General features: G+C 39.6%; 16 protein-coding genes. 14 read left to right on the top strand and 2 right to left on the bottom strand.

Annotated elements, in window-relative coordinates:
• Positions 1-128 precede the first annotated feature (128 nt).
• The 3 genes from WAA15_RS17065 (at position 129) to WAA15_RS17055 (ending at position 4,414) form a co-directional block, all read left to right on the top strand.
• Positions 129-2,834 (top strand): hypothetical protein, encoded by a 2,706-nt coding sequence (locus tag WAA15_RS17065; RefSeq protein WP_337044023.1) that lies wholly within the window; start codon positions 129-131, stop codon positions 2,832-2,834.
• A 422-nt stretch (positions 2,835-3,256) separates the two neighbouring features.
• Positions 3,257-3,814, top strand: coding sequence for an acyl-CoA thioesterase (locus tag WAA15_RS17060; RefSeq protein WP_337044022.1), 558 nt, complete (start codon positions 3,257-3,259; stop codon positions 3,812-3,814).
• 12 nt (positions 3,815-3,826) lie between these two features.
• Positions 3,827-4,414, top strand: coding sequence for a phosphatase PAP2 family protein (locus WAA15_RS17055; RefSeq protein WP_337044021.1), 588 nt, complete (start codon positions 3,827-3,829; stop codon positions 4,412-4,414).
• Between the two features lie 4 nt (positions 4,415-4,418).
• Here WAA15_RS17055 and WAA15_RS17050 read toward each other — a convergent pair whose 3' ends face one another.
• The gene (locus tag WAA15_RS17050) at positions 4,419-5,261 is read right to left on the bottom strand and encodes an AraC family transcriptional regulator (protein ID WP_337044020.1); all 843 of its coding nucleotides are present in this window, start codon (positions 5,259-5,261) and stop codon (positions 4,419-4,421) included.
• 89 nt (positions 5,262-5,350) lie between these two features.
• Here WAA15_RS17050 and WAA15_RS17045 point away from each other — a divergent pair, with 89 nt between their 5' ends.
• The gene (locus WAA15_RS17045) at positions 5,351-6,292 is read left to right on the top strand and encodes an NADP-dependent oxidoreductase (protein ID WP_337044019.1); all 942 of its coding nucleotides are present in this window, start codon (positions 5,351-5,353) and stop codon (positions 6,290-6,292) included.
• Between the two features lie 115 nt (positions 6,293-6,407).
• Positions 6,408-6,812, top strand: a complete 405-nt coding sequence (locus WAA15_RS17040; RefSeq protein ID WP_337044018.1) for a DoxX family protein — start codon at positions 6,408-6,410, stop codon at positions 6,810-6,812.
• A gap of 59 nt (positions 6,813-6,871) precedes the next feature.
• On the opposite strand, the gene WAA15_RS17035 is transcribed toward WAA15_RS17040, so the two are convergent.
• Positions 6,872-7,426, bottom strand: a complete 555-nt coding sequence (locus WAA15_RS17035) for a fasciclin domain-containing protein (RefSeq protein WP_337044017.1) — start codon at positions 7,424-7,426, stop codon at positions 6,872-6,874.
• A 261-nt stretch (positions 7,427-7,687) separates the two neighbouring features.
• Between WAA15_RS17035 and WAA15_RS17030 the strand changes: the two genes are divergently transcribed.
• From WAA15_RS17030 to WAA15_RS16990, 9 genes are all read left to right on the top strand, one after another.
• Complete coding sequence (locus WAA15_RS17030; RefSeq protein WP_337044016.1) at positions 7,688-8,629, top strand: helix-turn-helix transcriptional regulator; 942 nt, start codon at positions 7,688-7,690, stop codon at positions 8,627-8,629.
• Between the two features lie 73 nt (positions 8,630-8,702).
• Complete coding sequence (locus WAA15_RS17025) at positions 8,703-9,242, top strand: DinB family protein (protein ID WP_337044015.1); 540 nt, start codon at positions 8,703-8,705, stop codon at positions 9,240-9,242.
• Between the two features lie 317 nt (positions 9,243-9,559).
• Complete coding sequence (locus WAA15_RS17020) at positions 9,560-10,429, top strand: ThuA domain-containing protein (RefSeq protein ID WP_337044014.1); 870 nt, start codon at positions 9,560-9,562, stop codon at positions 10,427-10,429.
• 77 nt (positions 10,430-10,506) lie between these two features.
• Positions 10,507-10,905 carry a VOC family protein gene (locus tag WAA15_RS17015; protein ID WP_337044013.1) on the top strand — a complete coding sequence of 133 codons (399 nt, stop codon included), beginning with the start codon at positions 10,507-10,509 and terminating at the stop codon, positions 10,903-10,905.
• A gap of 204 nt (positions 10,906-11,109) precedes the next feature.
• On the top strand, positions 11,110-12,366 hold the full coding sequence (locus WAA15_RS17010; protein ID WP_337044012.1) for an asparagine synthetase B: 1,257 nt from the start codon (positions 11,110-11,112) through the stop codon (positions 12,364-12,366).
• Positions 12,367-12,500: 134 nt separating this feature from the next.
• The gene (locus tag WAA15_RS17005; RefSeq protein ID WP_337044011.1) at positions 12,501-13,691 is read left to right on the top strand and encodes a M20 metallopeptidase family protein; all 1,191 of its coding nucleotides are present in this window, start codon (positions 12,501-12,503) and stop codon (positions 13,689-13,691) included.
• Between the two features lie 131 nt (positions 13,692-13,822).
• Positions 13,823-14,143, top strand: coding sequence for a hypothetical protein (locus WAA15_RS17000; protein WP_337044010.1), 321 nt, complete (start codon positions 13,823-13,825; stop codon positions 14,141-14,143).
• Between the two features lie 145 nt (positions 14,144-14,288).
• Entirely contained in the window at positions 14,289-15,527 is a 1,239-nt protein-coding gene (locus WAA15_RS16995) for a hypothetical protein (protein ID WP_337044008.1), read from the top strand.
• A gap of 251 nt (positions 15,528-15,778) precedes the next feature.
• The gene (locus tag WAA15_RS16990) at positions 15,779-16,849 is read left to right on the top strand and encodes a Gfo/Idh/MocA family protein (RefSeq protein WP_337044007.1); all 1,071 of its coding nucleotides are present in this window, start codon (positions 15,779-15,781) and stop codon (positions 16,847-16,849) included.
• The last annotated feature ends 16 nt before the right edge of the window (positions 16,850-16,865 follow it).

Raw genomic sequence — 16,865 nt, 5'->3', positions numbered from 1 at the left:
ATTTAAGTAAAATTATTAGTGGCCAAACCACTAGCTACATGAAAAATAAGTTAGCTATAATTAACTTTTACAAAATGTCAGGATTAAATTTACTATCAAAGAAACATTGTGTTTTCATCGGAAAGCTCATGTTTCTACTCTTAGGTGCTCTCCCTATAATGGCGCAAACCACAAACCCTGAAAATGTTGGGATCGGAACCACGAAACCTGACAGGTCAGCACTATTAGATCTTACATCTACAACTAAAGGTTTACTCATTCCGCGCATGACTTTAGCCCAGCGGGGTAACATTCCGAATCCGGCCACCGGATTAATGATTTATCAGACGGATTTCCTTGCGGGATTTTATTTTTTCGATGGCAGTAAATGGCAAAGCTTAGCAGCCAACGTTATGGGGCAGTCGCTCAGAGCGGCAGCTAACGATGAGGGCTCTTGGGGCCTGACCGGAAACACAGGACTAAGCTCTGACATACATTTTGTAGGTACTACCGACACCAGTTCGCTGGCATTCAGGGTCAACAACCTGAGGTCTGGTTTTATTGATTATCGTTATGGCAATACTTATTTCGGATACAGAGCCGGTTACCGTAGTTCGGGCTTTAACTCTGTTGCGATTGGGGCTTATGCCTTACATGAATTCAATACAGGTTTAAACAACGTAGCGGTGGGGTATCAGTCATTACCTAATAACACCACAGGTAGCGACAACGTAGCCGTTGGAACAAGTTCGCTCTTTTATAATAGTATTGGCTCACAAAACGTAGCAATTGGCTCACAAGCTGGTCAACGTTCAATTGGTGACGGCAACCTGTTTATAGGAAATAGAGCTGGAGCCAACGAAGTAGGCAGTAATAAACTCTATATTGATAATGGCAACCAGAATGGCCCTCTGCTTTATGGGGATTTCCTGAAAGGATATATAGGTATTAATACAAAACAGCCTGAAAGTGCCCTTACTATTAATAGTAGAGCAGCTAATGTGAGTGGCTTACAGCTTCTTAACATGACAAGTGCCTCTCCGGCTGGCCGACCAAATATGAAAGTGTTGTCGGTTGATGACAGAGGTCAGGTAATTCTTGTCAGAGACTCTATTGGTTTAGGTGGTGGTATCACCACAAGTATACCTAATTACTGGACAGCCAAAGGAAACTCAATCGAAAATAATAATAACGGCGATGTAATTGTAGGCAATATTCGTTTCAAAAATTTGCGTTCTACTTCGGCTGCAGGTAAATCAAACCTGAAGGTACTTTCGGTTGATGAGAACGGCTTACTGGTACTGGTAAAAGATTCGGTGGGGGTAACCACTAATTCTATTCCAAATACAGGGCAACCGTCGGCTATCAGTGGCTTCTGGAACGAAACCGATAACAATATTTCAAACACCAATACAAGCGGTAAAGTGATTCTGAGAGGTGGTGTACAACTACAAGACCTCACAGCATATAATAGAGCCTATACACCTTACGGAAAAGTGCTTACCGTCGATGACTTCGGTAACTTACTACTCGTACGTGACTCGGTTGGCGTGGGTTCGGGGCCTTCATCATGGAGCATTAATGGCTCTACCATCTCGAACAATAATGCTGGCAGGGTTTATATCAATAATGGTTTAACTTTACCACAACTTACAAGCCAAAGCATGGTTACCTCTGTAAGTCAGAAATTCCTGACCGTTGACACCGACGGAAACGTAATTCTGGCTAATGTTGACGGCACGTCAGGAGGTACAGGTAGCAATGCGTGGGCACTTAGTGGTACTGCTTTAAGTAACTCCAATACGGGTGTAGTTACGATTAATAACGGACTTACGGCCAAAAACGGCATTAAAATAGAAACCGGCGGGCTTAGTTTTTCACAGTTGAGAGCATCTTCGCCAGCTTCAAAATCAAACGGAAAAGTGCTTTCGTTAGACGATAACGGTAATCTGATTCTGGTAAGAGACTCGGTAGGAGTAAGTACTAATGGTGGTGTACCAATTATTCCTTCTAACGAAAACTCACAATGGACAGTTAATGACAACAACATTTCCAATAAAAATACAGGCAATGTGTACATAAACAATGGCCTGATTTTACCAAAACTAACCAGCGACTCCCCTACTTCGGTTACTTCGCAAAAGGTACTTTCGGTTGATGCCACAGGTAGAGTTATTCTGGTAAACACCCCAACATCAAATGTTATTGGTGGCGGTAATGGTAGTTCTTTATGGAAAACAATTGATAATGGCACAGGAATTGTAAATAGTAACACAACGGGTGGTATTTATATTAATAGTAATGAAGATGACAAAAGCGGTTTGCAGTTCGTGAAACTGAAAGCAGCTTCAGCAGCAGGTAATAGCTACGGCAAAGTGTTATCGGTAGATGATTACGGCAATGTGATTCTTGTGAATGATGCCGTAGGTGGAGGGCCTTCTGGCCAATGGGATACCATCGATGGCCGTTTGCACAGCGCAAACAATAGCAAAGTAGTAATTGGTACAGGTATTAACTCTTTCCCTGATGGCTTTAGCCTGTATGTAAAAGGAGGAATCCTGACTGAGCGTGTAAGAGTAGCGGTAGCAAACTCAGGGCTATGGGCCGACTATGTTTTTCAGGATGGCTACAATCTTATGCCTCTGAAAGACGTAGAGAAATTTGTTAAATATAATCACCATTTGCCAAACGTGCCATCGGCTGAAGAAGTAGCAAAAAACGGGCTTGATTTAACAGCCACCAGTGCCAAATTAATGGAAAAAGTTGAAGAACTGACCTTATATTTAATTGAGGCAAATAAAAGAATTGAAGCATTAGAAGAGAAAATGAAAAATCTCGAAAAAATACAAAAATGACAATTCTCATTGTGTGAATAAACAATTGTGTTTTCCTAAACTTTACTGTTTCTTATTCTAGACACTAAGTATCATTATACTGGCTAAAGTGTGCCTGCTTGGCACTTATTTAGCCAGTATCTTAAAAAAAGTAAATTATTTTTTTCTAGTTTTTTTTACAAAAAAATAATTTCAGAAATAAAACTGGCATACTAATTGCAATAGTTTTATTAAAATAATGCAAATATCAATAGTTTCATAATATTGATTTTTATGGGTTAGGGTTTATTGTTAAACGCCATGATACAAGATTATCGTGGCGTTTTTACATTTACAGGCATATCAGGTTTTTATGTATACATGCAGGTACCAGTTATGGCAATGTATTGGCAAGTTGCCATTAAAATTACCTATATTTACAGCTTCTATACTAATTAAGTAGCATGACAAATATATCTAAGTCAAAACCTGTTTCTCACTCACGTACAACCATAACCGAACTAATGATTCCGTCGTATGCTAATTTTGGCGGAAAAATACATGGGGGCATCCTGCTTTCATTAATGGATAAAGTGGCTTATGCCTGTGCTTCCAAACACGCCGGCACTTATGTAGTAACTGTTTCAGTAGATGGTGTTAACTTTCTTCAACCTATCGAAGTAGGCGAACTGGTTTCTTTACACGCATCGGTTAACCATGTAGGGCGCAGTTCATTGGTTGTGGGCATAAGGGTAGTTTCAGAAAACGTAAAAACAGGAGAAACCAAGCATACCAATACCTCTTATTTCACGATGGTAGCCAAAGACGATTCAGGCAAACCTACCGAGGTGCCGGCATTGGTGCTGGAATCGAAAGAAGATATTCGTCGATGTCTGGAAGCACTGAAGCGTAAACAATTAAAAGAAGCCTATAAAGACAGTTTCGATAACGAAATTTCGGCACTTCATCTGGAAGAAGACCTGCACTTACTCAAGCAAGAACGAATAATTATTCAATCCTAAATTCACGCACGTATGAAATCATGCCTAAGTCTGATTTTTGTTTTCCTGTTTTCTTTACCCGTTTTTGCTCAAAACCCTGACATAAACTTACTAAAAAACATACATTCTAACCGTAATACGCATCTCGACCCCCTATTTGAAAATTTCAGCCATTACACCTACCCTGTTAGCGCGGCTGTTCCGGTAGGGTTATTGGCCGCAGGATTAATAAAAAAGGATATAACCTTACAAAGACAAGGGCTTAGCTCTGGAATAGCCCTCATTACCTCGCTTGGTATTTCATACGGATTAAAAAAAATTGTTGACCGCCCACGGCCTGCCGCAACCTATACTTTTATACATCCTCCTATTGTAGAAACTGACCCTTCGTTCCCGTCAGGGCACACCACCGCGGCTTTTTCGGCGGCAACTTCGTTGAGCCTGAGCGTAAAAAAATGGTATGTGGTAGTTCCTGCCTATTTATGGGCTGGTACGGTAGCCTATTCGCGGTTGCATCTTGGTGTGCATTATCCTACCGATGTGCTGGCAGGGGCTGTTATTGGTGCCGGAACCGCCTGGGCAGGGCATTGTATTAATAGGTGGTTACAGAAAAAACGTTAATCAATTAGCCGGAAACAAGAGCTGCTTTATTCTTTCTGAACTCCGACGGACTCATACCCTTATATTTTTTGAATGTTCTGGTTAAGTGGCTTTCGTCGGTAAAGTTAAGTTCAAAGGCTATTTCGTTCATGCGCATATCACTGTATTGCAAGCGTGTTTCAACCAGTTTCAGTTTATAATTCATAATATATTGCTGCATACTTTCGCCTGTAAGTTTCTTAAAATATTCACTTACATAAGTAGGCGAAATATTAAAATGTGCGGCCATTTCTTCGGCTCTTAGTAGTTCAGGAGTATAAATATTTTTATGTATGTAGCTTAGCATACTTAAATCTTTGCTCTCGGTATTTTTAGTAATTTCAGGCGTAGTAAATGTAATGTTACGAGCCACAATAGTCAGTAAGGTATTTACTATTTGTTGGGTAAGTTCACGCTGATAAGGATATTGATTCACGTACTCACGGATGAGTGCCTCTATTAAAGATTTCACCAGCGGCTTATCGGCTTTATTTTTTAAAATACAGCCCGGCAAACGGTTATGGTTCTGAAAAATAAACTCCAGTTTATTAATCCATTCCTTGCTTTGCTCTTTAATGTATACATCATTAAACCTGATAAAGAAAAACCTCGTACTTTTTTCTATTTTAAAAGAATGGCAATCCTGCGGCATTAATAAAAATAGTTTTTCGGGGCCATAAGGCCAGTTATTTTTGTTAATACATTGTGTGCCTGTTCCGTCAATGATATATACCAGTTCAAAAAAATTATGTTTATGTGCCATTACAGGGCACTCGCAGGTTTCGAGGTATTCTACCTCAAAAGGTTCATATAAATTCCTAATTTGCATACCTGCAAATTTACAAGATAAACCCATATTTATACAAGAATCTTATTGGGCAACTGTCATAATTTTGCAGCATAAAAATCAAGATAAAAATGAAAGCAATTGTATTAAAAGAATTCGGAGACGTTGAAAACCTGATAGTTGAAGAGGTTCCTACGCCTATTATTAATGATAATGAAGTGTTAGTTCAGGTAAAAGCCATTAGCATAAACCCTGTTGATATGAAAACACGTTCAGGGAAAGCCCTAGCCGCCAGATTAAAAACCGAAAGCCCGATTATACTTGGCTGGGACATCTCAGGGGTAATTACTCAGGTGGGCAGTAAAGTAACTGATTTCAAAGAAGGTGATGAAGTTTTTGGCATGGTGAATTTCCCCGGTCACGGAAAAGCCTATGCCGAATATGTGGCAGCACCGGCTACACAACTGGCCATAAAACCTCAGAACATTTCACATCAGGAAGCAGCAGCAGCTACCCTAGCGGCACTTACGGCTTGGAAGGCTCTCGAAACACACGCACAAATACAAGCAGGCCAACGCCTGTTAGTACACGCTGCCGCCGGAGGTGTAGGGCATTACGCCGTACAAATGGCCAAGCACTTTGGTGCTTATGTAATTGGCACTTCGTCGGCAGCTAATAAAGATTTTGTGTTGAGCCTCGGTGCCGACGAGCATATCGACTACAAAGCCCAACCCTTTGAAGAAGTAGTGAATGAGTTAGATGTAGTGCTGGATGCCGTAGGTGGCGATAACATCGAACGTTCGTTTGAAGTTGTGAAAAAAGGAGGTATTGTTATTACACTTCCTTCAAACACCTCGGAAGGTATTGTTGAAAAAGCCCGCCAGAAAGGAATCAAAGGTATGTTCTTTATGGTTGACTCAGACGGCGAAGCCATGCGCAAAATTGCGTCTTTACTGGAGCAAGGCGTTGTAAAATCTCATGTTTCAGCAGTCTATTCCTTCAACGACATACAAAAAGCACATCAACAAATAGCTACGGGTTCTACACGGGGTAAAATTGTTATAACGCTTTAAATAATACCTGAAAACCAATCAAACTATGGTTATTGACTATTGAACTGATAGCCATAGTTGATTTTGCTATATTCTTTTGTAAATTAAGGCTTGATTCTCACAAACACTTACACTTATGATTCAAAACTCTATTACGTTTGTTTTACTTCGTTTAGCCGTAGGCATGAGTATGTTCGGGCATGGCTTGGTACGGGTACCGAAACTTGCTGTTTTTAGTAACTGGATGGTAGAAAAGTTTGATAAATCTTTTTTACCAAATGCACTCGTTGTTCCGTTCAGTTATGTACTACCCGTGCTTGAACTAGCAATAGGCGTATTACTACTGATAGGGCTTTTTACGCGGCAGGCGTTAATTACAGGTGCTATTGCCATGATATTACTGATTTTTGGCTCAAGCATGGTCGAGGACTGGGGAGCTATTCCATCGCAATTGATTCATACATTCTTGTTTGCCGTACTATTATCTTATACCAATTATAACAGTTATGCGGCCGATAATCTCCTAAAAAAACAAGATTAAGTCATCTATAAAAAAAAACCCCGTAGTGTTACGGGGTTAATCCAGAATGCAGGTAATTATTATTTAGGCATTAATACTGTATCTATTACATGTATTACACCATTGCTCTGATTCACATCCGAAATCGTTACTTTTGCCATTCCCCCTTTTTCGTCTGTAAGTATAATATTTTTACCTTTCATGGATGCCTTTAATTTTCCTCCTTGTACGGTTGTTAAGGTAGCAGTTCCGTTACCTTCTTTAATTTTTGTAGCCAAGTCTGAAGCATTCCATTTACCAGCCACTACGTGGTAAGTAAGAATAGTAGTAAGTTTTGCTTTGTTTTCAGGTTTTACTAATGTTTCTACTGTACCCGCAGGCAATTTATCGAACGCCTTGTTGGTTGGTGCAAAAACAGTAAAAGGACCAGCCCCTTGAAGTGTTTCTACTAAACCTGCTGCTTTTACTGCGGCTACTAATGTGGTGTGGTCTTTTGAATTTACTGCGTTTTCAACGATGTTTTTTGAAGGATACATCGGGGCTCCTCCTACCATAACGGTTTTTTCTTTACCACTTTGTGCAAATGAGCTAATTGAAATCAACGCTGACGCAAGGATAACTGCTAAAGTTTTCATGATTAATTTTTGTTTTAAATTGATTATATTATTGTAATTGTAATTATACCTCAACTAACGGAATTCAATAAAAATCGGATTGGAAAACAGCTTTATTTTTTCTTAATTTTTTTCTAAAATGCTGCAAATAAGCCTATTAAGCCAACTATTTTTTCGGAATCAGTTTTTCAAAGCCAAATATTTCAGAAAAGAAATTCATTCGCAGACTCATGAACTTATATATTTATTTCAGATTTTTGTAAAAGGTTTAATAAACAACGTATGAATCGCTTTGACAGAATAACGGCTATACTGATTCAGTTACAATCTAAGAAAATAGTAAAAGCACAAGACATAGCCGACAGATTCGGGATAAGCCTGCGAACTGTTTACAGAGATGTACGTTCTCTGGAAGAAGCAGGCATTCCTATTATTGGTGAAGCTGGTATCGGATACTCAATCATGGATGGCTACCGCTTACCTCCGGTGATGTTCACTCGCGAAGAAGCCCGTACGTTCATCACCGCCGAAAAACTGATGGAAACCTTTACTGACCTTTCTACCAAAGCGAGTTATAAATCGGCTATGTACAAAGTAAAGTCGGTACTACGGAGTTCTGAAAAGGATATGCTCGATAGCATTGAAGAAAACATCGAAGTAAGGCAAAGGACTATCCCTTTCAATACTTCTATCAGCAATACACTTGAAATTATTCTGAAAAGTATTTCAGAAAAGAAACTGGCTCAGATGGAGTATTCGAGCTTTAACTCCAGTGAGCCAATTCAACGAAAAATCGAACCCGTAGGCATTTATCATGAATTTAATTACTGGTATACTATTGCTTTCTGCCACTTGCGTGGTGACTACCGGCATTTCAGAACAGACCGTATCCTGCAAATAGACCTGAGCGATGAACCTTTCACAAAAGAACACTACTCGCTAAAAGAATACCTTGAACGAATGCCCGAAAACGACAACCTTGAAACCGTAATTATAAGGGTAAACAAACCAGCACTCAGATTTTTACTAGAACAAAAATATTTTAATGGTTTTGTATCAGAAACAGATAAAGGCGAGATGATGGAGATGACTTTCCTGACGGCTTCACTTGATAATTATGCCCGCTGGTTCATTACTTTTGCCGATCAGGCTGAAATTATTACCCCAAAAAGCCTGAAAGATAAAATCAAAATGCTTGTTTCGGCAATTTCTGCAAAATTTTAAAAAATTCTTTACCTCTGCTGACATAAGGCTGTCACTAGGCTGTATTTATTTTGTAGCATAAACGAAAAAAGCTATGCTACAAGAAATTACAGTTGCCCCTGACAAGAGCTTACAAACGCTTATAAAGGACTACGCCATTTATAATCAGGTAGCTACCAAAAGAATTGTAACTTGGTTAAAAACCAAAGCAACTGACCTGCTGGATATACAAATGCCTGCGGGTTCGCATAGCCTGAAACAAACGCTTTTACATATCTGGCAGGCCGAACACTCGTGGTTAGCCTGTTTACAGAACAATACTACCGACATTACTTATGAAGACATGGAAAGAAGCTCGACTGACAGCATCTTTGAAGGATTACTGATGCAGTCAGAGAAGTTTGCCGATTATATTTTATCGCTCGAAGAAACACAACTTAAAGAAACCACACACGTATACATACCATACGTAATAGACTGCAACATACCCAAGTTTGAACTCATACAACTTTGTTTTGACCACAGTACTTATCATAGGGTACAAATCACTGATATGGCTCGCCATATTGGGCTGACGGATCCACCAATTACCAATTATATGTATTATCTCTCACGAGAAAATGCGTTTGCCTGACTTATACGTGTTTTAGGGGAACACGAGTACTAATCCACAAAACTTTTAAAAATCCCTCAACTTTTATTAGTGTCTGAATATACCTCCTTTGTGTGTATCCACAAGCATAAAGGAGGTTATTCTTTTATAAAGCTACTTTCGGAAAACATAACCTCAGAACTTAAAATTTTCATCCAACCAGTAAAGAACTAGCAAAAGATACAATACGATTTAAGCAAAGTAGTAAAAAATAAAATAACTATATTTTTGCTGATACCTTACCGAACGACATTACTTTTGTCTTTCAATCTATTCAATCAGGTACTCTCTAAAAAATTATGATTCATTCTGTTAAATTCAAGCGTGTGCTTTTTAGCATTGGTGTATTTGTTGCAATTTGCTTTTGCACTTTTACTTATGCCCAAGCCCAAAGCCCCAAATTTAAAGTTATTGCTTTTTACACAGCCAAGAACGACCGCGCCCATATCAGTTATGTACACGAAGCCAATAAGTGGTTTCCGAAAATTGCTCAGCAATATAATTTCACTTATGATTCAACCAGTAATTGGGATAACCTTAACACAAAGTTTCTTTCTCAATATCAGGTAGTTTTGTTTTTAGACACCCGCCCCGAAGCCCCCGCCCAACGTGAGGCTTTCAGACAATATATGGAAAATGGTGGGGCATGGATGGGCTTTCATTTTGCAGCCTTTGCCTTGAATAATTCGGCTTTTAATCAAGATTGGGACTGGTACCATAACGATTTTCTGGGTTCGGGAGAATATAAAAGCAATACATGGCGGCCTACATCGGCCATTTTGCGCGTTGAAGCCCAAAAGCACCCTGCTACCAAACACTTGCCCGAAACATTTAAATCTTCACCCAATGAGTGGTATCGCTGGAAAAACGATTTAAAGGCAAATCCTGATATTGAAATATTAATGTCGATTGACTCAAGCAGTTTTCCTTTAGGCACAGGTCCCAAACCTCACGAAATCTGGCATAGTGGCTATTATCCGGTAGTATGGACCAATAAAAATTATAAAATGATTTACCTAAACATGGGCCATAACGACATTGACTACGAAGGCAAAACCAATAAAGAGTTATCATTTACACTTGCTAACGACACACAGAATCAGTTCCTGATTGATGCCTTGTTGTGGTTAGGAAATGGTAAAAAAGTAAAGTATAACAAAAGAAAATAGCTTTAATACAACTGCATACCAGAAACACTTTTGTACCAAACCAAGTTATTAAATCAGACAATTTTATCAATACCAACATGAGGCAACAAATAGGGCATGTATCGTTAGTAGTAGATGATTACGACGAAGCCATTAAGTTTTACACCGAAAAACTGCATTTCAGGTTAATAGAAGATACTCCCCTGACCGACACCAAGCGTTGGGTGGTAGTAGCCCCTCCGGGTTCAACTGGTTGTAACTTGCTATTGGCTAAAGCAAGCAACGATGAGCAAAAAAGCCGTGTGGGGAATCAGACAGGCGGAAGAGTGTTTTTGTTCCTCTTTACAGACGATTTCTGGCGTGATTACAAAAATATGATTGCCAATGAGATTAAATTCGTCAGACAACCCACCGAAGAATCCTATGGCACAGTAGCTGTTTTTGAAGATTTATACGGAAATCTGTGGGATTTTATCGAATCCAAGAAACAGGCTTAATCACAGCGATACCCCCAACCAGCCCACAATCAGATTTCCTCAATTAAGATTTTCGTATAACTGCCTTTAGCGTTTTTTAAAATTCAGAGGTTTTACTTTGGCAAAACTACCCTAAATTACTGGTTATCAGGAGCTAAAAAATAAGCTCCTGACACGGGTATTCTGGCTTTTGATTGTTATATTTGATTAAAAATTGATTGTGCCATGGTAAAAAAAGTACTAATTCTGTTTTTTTTCCTGAGTTGCTGGCAGAGTTTTGCTAACTCCATTCTGATACCCATGGATGAAACTCAGACAAATCACCTGAAAGCCTATGGTATTGCCTACCAAACACTTCGGTCTGATACTGAGTTAGACTGGCTACTGAATTACCGTGGCGGCAGTTTTTTATTTGATTATTCATCAACACTAGAAAAAGAGTGCCTCATCAGGGGCGTTTCTTTTGAAGTAATTTCTACGGCAAACGTGCAGGCTATACTGAAAGAAATTTCAAACCCTGACGTAAACATGGAAGTAGTAAGGCTATTTAAAGCAGCAAAAATTGCAGTCTACTCCCCTATTAAAGTAAGCCTTTCAAGTTTTGAAGATACCGACGCCGTTTTATTAGTACTGAAATACGCCGAGATTCCGTATGAAATTATCTACGATGAAGAAATTATCAGAGGCGATTTAGCCAAATATGACTGGCTACACCTGCATCATGAAGATTTTACGGGGCAATTTGGTCGGAATATGCGCCGGATGTCGGCACTCGACATGAAAGCGCAGGAAGATATTGCCCAACGCCTGAAATACACGAAGATTTCGAGCCTTAAACTTGATGTAGCAAAAATGATTAAAATGTTTTGCATGGGTGGCGGGTATTTGTTTGCCATGTGTTCGGGTGCTGAAACCCTCGATATTGCCCTCTCGGCCGAGGGTATAGATATTGTAAGCAGTAGATTTGATGGCGATAACGTAGATGCAGATGCACAATCAAAGCTCGATTTTAATAAAACATTTGCATTTGAAAACTTCCATTTATATCTGAACGATGGCGAGGGCTATGGCTCAATGTCTTTTTCAGACATTAACGTCTGGTCGGGCAGGTTCGACGACGAACAGAGTGGTTATTTTAACTTATTCGATTTTTCGGCTAAATGGGATGTCATTCCGGCTATGCTAGCCCAGAACCACGAGCATCTTATCAGAGAATTTATGGGCCAGACCTCCGCCTTCAACAAGAGGACAGTCAAATCAAACGTGCTTGTAATGGGTGAAGGGAATGAGTCGCACCGGTATATTTACGGTGAATTAGGCTTGGGGCAGTGGGTATTTTACGGAGGGCATGACCCTGAAGGACGCAGGGGGTTTCATCGGATGCCTACTGATTTGAATCTCTTCCCCCACTCGCCCGGATACCGGCTCATCCTGAACAACGTATTGTTTCCGTCGGCTAAGAAAAAGAAACGAAAAACCTGAGCCAACCCAATTCACTATTTGCACACAAGAAATTTTATCAGTCAGGGTCGCAAAGAATCTAAGCAGATTTTAAATATGGTTTTTTAAAAAACGTTGTAGATTTGTAACCTATTTCAAACAAGCTAGCTCGCCCTATGTCGATTGACTCAAAAATAAAGCAATTAGCAAAAGACTATGCCACTGAGGTAATTGCAAACCGTCGTTACTTACACACAAACCCTGAACTTTCTTTTCAAGAATATAATACTGCAAGGTTTGTTGCTCAAAAACTTAAAGATATTGGTCTTACACCTCAGGAAGGTATTGCCAATACCGGAGTTGTAGCCATTATTGAAGGGAAAAACCCCGACAGCAAGGTTATTGGCCTGAGAGCTGACATGGATGCTTTACCTATTTTTGAACAGAATGATGTGCCTTACAAATCGGTTAATGAGGGCGTAATGCACGCTTGCGGACACGACGTGCATACCTCATCTTTGCTGGGTACGGCTAAAATACTGTATCAGTTACGCGAAGAATTTGAGGGTTCGGTAAAATTGGTGTTCCAACCAGCCGAGGAAAAAGCTCCGGGTGGAGCCTCCATCATGATTAAAGAAGGTGTACTGGAAAACCCTACACCGGCCAGCATGATAGGCCAACATGTGGCACCTAATGTGCCTGTGGGTAAAATAGGTTTCAGAGAAGGAATGTACATGGCTAGTACTGATGAGCTATACCTGACAGTGAAAGGAAAAGGTGGCCACGGAGCCATGCCTGACCAATTAATAGACCCCGTTCTGATTGCCTCTCATATCATTGTTTCGCTTCAACAGATTATCTCACGCAATCGTAAACCGGCTAATCCGTCGGTACTTTCTTTTGGCAGATTCATTGCTGACGGAGTTACTAACGTTATTCCGAATGAAGTAACCATTCAGGGTACTTTCAGGTGTATGGATGAAGAATGGCGGGAAGACGGGCTTCGCCGAATGAAAAAAATGGCCGAAGGCATCGCCGAAGCTATGGGCGGAAGTTGCGATTTTGAAGTAATAAAAGGGTATCCTTACCTTAAAAATCATCCTGAACTTACCCGACGTCTGAAAAACCAGACTATTGAATATATGGGAAAAGAGAACGTAATTGATCTTGACCTCTGGATGGCAGGCGAAGACTTTGCTTTTTATTCTCAGGTTGTTGATTCATGTTTCTATCGGCTCGGAACCCGTAACGAAGCCCGCGGAATTATTTCTGGAGTACATACTCCTACCTTTGATATTGATGAAGCAGCCCTTGAAATCGGCCCGGGTTTAATGTCATGGCTGGCTATTCGTGAGCTAGCTCAATAGTAGGTATCCTGCTTTTGCTGTTTTACTTAATATAACTTTACTTTTAACATTATTTTTAACTTTTGCCAGTGCTAAGCTATGCCCTTAAACTGCGGCTATTTACTTAGTTACATTGTAATTAGTGTGAGTTTATGAAAATTCTACTTATTTCTTTACAAATATTGGGTGCCATTACCCTATTCCCGTGGTTTTCGATGGCAGGTTTATCGTTCATTATTTTAAAACCTGCCAAAGCGTTAAAAAAACAACTGGCATGGCTTTTAATAATAGGTATCTTCTCTTATCCGTTTATTTTAGGAAGCAGCTACTGGTGGTCATGGGCAAACCTCATAGAAGGTTACCCCAGAAGAGCCATATTCTTTAGCTGCCTACCCTTAATCATTTTCGGAATAGCGTACTTGCTCATTGCAACCCTGACCGATTTTATTGAAAAAATAAAGGCAAAAAAATAAACTAGTCTAAATACTTACTTTCGTTCATTTCATAGCTCTTTAAAGCTTTCTTTAAAGAGACACTTAGTTATTTCAAACAAAATGCTGAACTTTGGGTGTTAAACCTGTTTTCATTAAATATTGCCGTACTAATCAAACCCGCAGAATGAAAATATTTCAAAAGTTAAGCAATAACTCGTTACCTGTTCAGTGGCACCATATCTTATTTTATACTTTACTCATTGCTATTATTCCCCACACAGGCTTTTACTTTGACCTCAATAAGGACTGGCCTCGTTGGTCATACTATGCCTTCGAGCATGGTTTAAGTCAGATTTATAATTCCGATACCAATTATATGCCCTTCTATCTGCATGGGCTATACTGGTTTGGCAAATTACAAGGCAGCAAAGAGTTGATTTATGCCAATAGTTATCAACTTAAATACTTTTTTCTGTTGTTTGATTTCGGAGGTGCTATTGCTTTGGCATGGGCTCTCAGAAAATACTACACCATAAAATTTGCCGAGTACCTGTTACTCTTTAATCTTGGGTATTTGTATTGTTCTGTCATCTGGGGGCAGCTTGATAGCATGCCTACAACTATTGTTATACTGGCTATTATTTGTTTGTTTGAGCGTAAGTTACTCTGGGCAGCTTTTTTCGGTACACTCGCAGTATATGTAAAATTACAGGCCATTATATTTTTACCTTTCTTTGTTATTCTGCTTATTTACCAACTTTCTCGAAAGTTCGACAAATGGCTTCTGGTCAAGATGATTGGCATTTCGGTTTTAACCCAACTGTGGCTACTGAGCCCTTTTATTTGGGGAGGCACATTCTGGAATTTTGTTAAAGTAGTCCGAGAATCGGTTGGTTTTTTCCCAAGAGTTTCATGGCACGCGTATAACTTCTGGTATCTGGTTATTAAGCAAGACCCTACGCTTCTGAATGATACCTTGCCTTTTGCAGGACTGACCTACAAAAAATGGGGTTTTATATTATTTTTTGGTTCATCGGCTTTAGTATTTATTCCGCTTTTATGGCAAACTTATATAAACATTAAAACCAAAAAGTTGCTGGATGCCAATTATTATGCCCTGCTTTGGCTAACAGCCGCAACCACAGCAACGCTATTCTTTTTTGTTAATACTCAAATGCACGAGCGGTATTCTTACCCAGCCATTGCACTATATTTTGCCTATGCCCTTATTAGCGGAGAGTACGCCCTTTTTGCCTTAATTTCGGTAGCACATTTAGCAAACGTCGATGGCATGAACAAGTATTTCGGTTTAAATCCTTTCAAACCTGAATACACGGCTCTTATTTTTGGGCTTATATTGCTTATTTCCTTTGTTAAGTTATTTATCTGGGCCAAAAACCTAAAGAATATTTATACCACCTGAATGTATTAATCTAGGTAAATAACAAATTTTTAAACTTGAAAATACAATACAAACTATTTATATTGAATTTTCAAAAAAATATGAAAAATACTTTCTTTTAGCAAAATATAAAGGCGTAGAACTTAAAAGCCTTTTTGTTTAATGCCTGAATAAGAGTATTTTTGCCTTGCTCAAAAAATAACCTTAGTAATTAATGCCTAATTCAGGATGTATCAATCTATTGAACTCTATAAATAATATTTGAAAAAATTATGACTCCTATTCGTGTACTAGTTGTTGGCTGCGGAAATATGGGTGCTTCTCATGCCTTTGCGTATCAGTCAATTGATGGCTTTGAAATCTGTGGTATTGTGTCTACTGGCAAAAGTAAAGAAGTACTTAATGAGAAACTTGGTGGTGGCTACCCTTTATTTTCAGATTATGAAGAAGCTCTAAATGAGACCAAACCAGATGCCGTATGTATTTCGACTTATCCTGACACCCACGAGGCCTTTGCCATTAAAGCACTTGAAAGTGGCGCACATGTATTTATTGAAAAACCATTAGCCGATACAGTTGAAGGTGCTGAACGCGTAGCAGCAGTAGCGCAAAAAACAGGAAAAAAATTAGTAGTAGGTTATATTTTGCGGCATCATCCATCTTGGGAAAAATTCGTAGAGTTATCACATCAGCTAGGCAAACCACTGGTTATGCGTATGAACCTGAACCAGCAAAGCCACGGTACAATGTGGGATGTACACCGTAACCTCATGAAAAGCCTTAGCCCTATTGTAGACTGTGGGGTACATTATATAGATGTGATGTGCCAGATGACTCGCTCAAAACCTTTACAGGTAACAGCCATTGGTGCCAGACTAACCAATGATATTGCCGCCGATAACTATAACTATGGCCAGCTGCAAATCAGGTTTGAAGATGGCTCGGTAGGTTGGTATGAAGCTGGTTGGGGTCCTATGATAAGCGAAACCGCCTTTTTCGTAAAAGATGTAATCGGGCCAAAGGGTTGTGTATCTATTGTTGCCAAAGATGCTGGCGCAAGTGGCAAGTCTGACAACGTAGACTCGCATACCAAAACCGAATCGTTACGATTCCATCATGCCGATATTAATGAGAAAAACGAGTTTATTAAAGAGGATACATGGTTTAACCTGACCGACGAGCCAGACCACCAAGAACTTTGTAACCGCGAGCAAAGATATTTTCTGAAAGCTATTCAAGAGAATATCGACCTTACTGACCACGTACAGGATGCTGTAAACAGCTTAAAAATTGCCTTTGCCTGTGATGAATCGGTTCGTACAGGGCAGGTTGTATACTTATAATCTACTAAGCCCACTT

The organism is Emticicia sp. 17c (assembly GCF_037153985.1).
GTDB lineage: Bacteria > Bacteroidota > Bacteroidia > Cytophagales > Spirosomataceae > Emticicia.
The sequence above is the reverse complement of the archived record's forward strand: the minus strand, read 5'-3'. Positions and strand labels throughout refer to the sequence as shown.

Coding starts and splice junctions, on each gene's coding strand:
- WAA15_RS17065 (WP_337044023.1), top strand. CDS start 129: ATGTTTCTACTCTTAGGTGCTCTCCCTATAATGGCGCAAACCACAAAC.
- WAA15_RS17060 (WP_337044022.1), top strand. CDS start 3,257: ATGACAAATATATCTAAGTCAAAACCTGTTTCTCACTCACGTACAACC.
- WAA15_RS17055 (WP_337044021.1), top strand. CDS start 3,827: ATGAAATCATGCCTAAGTCTGATTTTTGTTTTCCTGTTTTCTTTACCC.
- WAA15_RS17050 (WP_337044020.1), bottom strand. CDS start 5,261: ATGCAAATTAGGAATTTATATGAACCTTTTGAGGTAGAATACCTCGAA.
- WAA15_RS17045 (WP_337044019.1), top strand. CDS start 5,351: ATGAAAGCAATTGTATTAAAAGAATTCGGAGACGTTGAAAACCTGATA.
- WAA15_RS17040 (WP_337044018.1), top strand. CDS start 6,408: ATGATTCAAAACTCTATTACGTTTGTTTTACTTCGTTTAGCCGTAGGC.
- WAA15_RS17035 (WP_337044017.1), bottom strand. CDS start 7,426: ATGAAAACTTTAGCAGTTATCCTTGCGTCAGCGTTGATTTCAATTAGC.
- WAA15_RS17030 (WP_337044016.1), top strand. CDS start 7,688: ATGAATCGCTTTGACAGAATAACGGCTATACTGATTCAGTTACAATCT.
- WAA15_RS17025 (WP_337044015.1), top strand. CDS start 8,703: ATGCTACAAGAAATTACAGTTGCCCCTGACAAGAGCTTACAAACGCTT.
- WAA15_RS17020 (WP_337044014.1), top strand. CDS start 9,560: ATGATTCATTCTGTTAAATTCAAGCGTGTGCTTTTTAGCATTGGTGTA.
- WAA15_RS17015 (WP_337044013.1), top strand. CDS start 10,507: ATGAGGCAACAAATAGGGCATGTATCGTTAGTAGTAGATGATTACGAC.
- WAA15_RS17010 (WP_337044012.1), top strand. CDS start 11,110: ATGGTAAAAAAAGTACTAATTCTGTTTTTTTTCCTGAGTTGCTGGCAG.
- WAA15_RS17005 (WP_337044011.1), top strand. CDS start 12,501: ATGTCGATTGACTCAAAAATAAAGCAATTAGCAAAAGACTATGCCACT.
- WAA15_RS17000 (WP_337044010.1), top strand. CDS start 13,823: ATGAAAATTCTACTTATTTCTTTACAAATATTGGGTGCCATTACCCTA.
- WAA15_RS16995 (WP_337044008.1), top strand. CDS start 14,289: ATGAAAATATTTCAAAAGTTAAGCAATAACTCGTTACCTGTTCAGTGG.
- WAA15_RS16990 (WP_337044007.1), top strand. CDS start 15,779: ATGACTCCTATTCGTGTACTAGTTGTTGGCTGCGGAAATATGGGTGCT.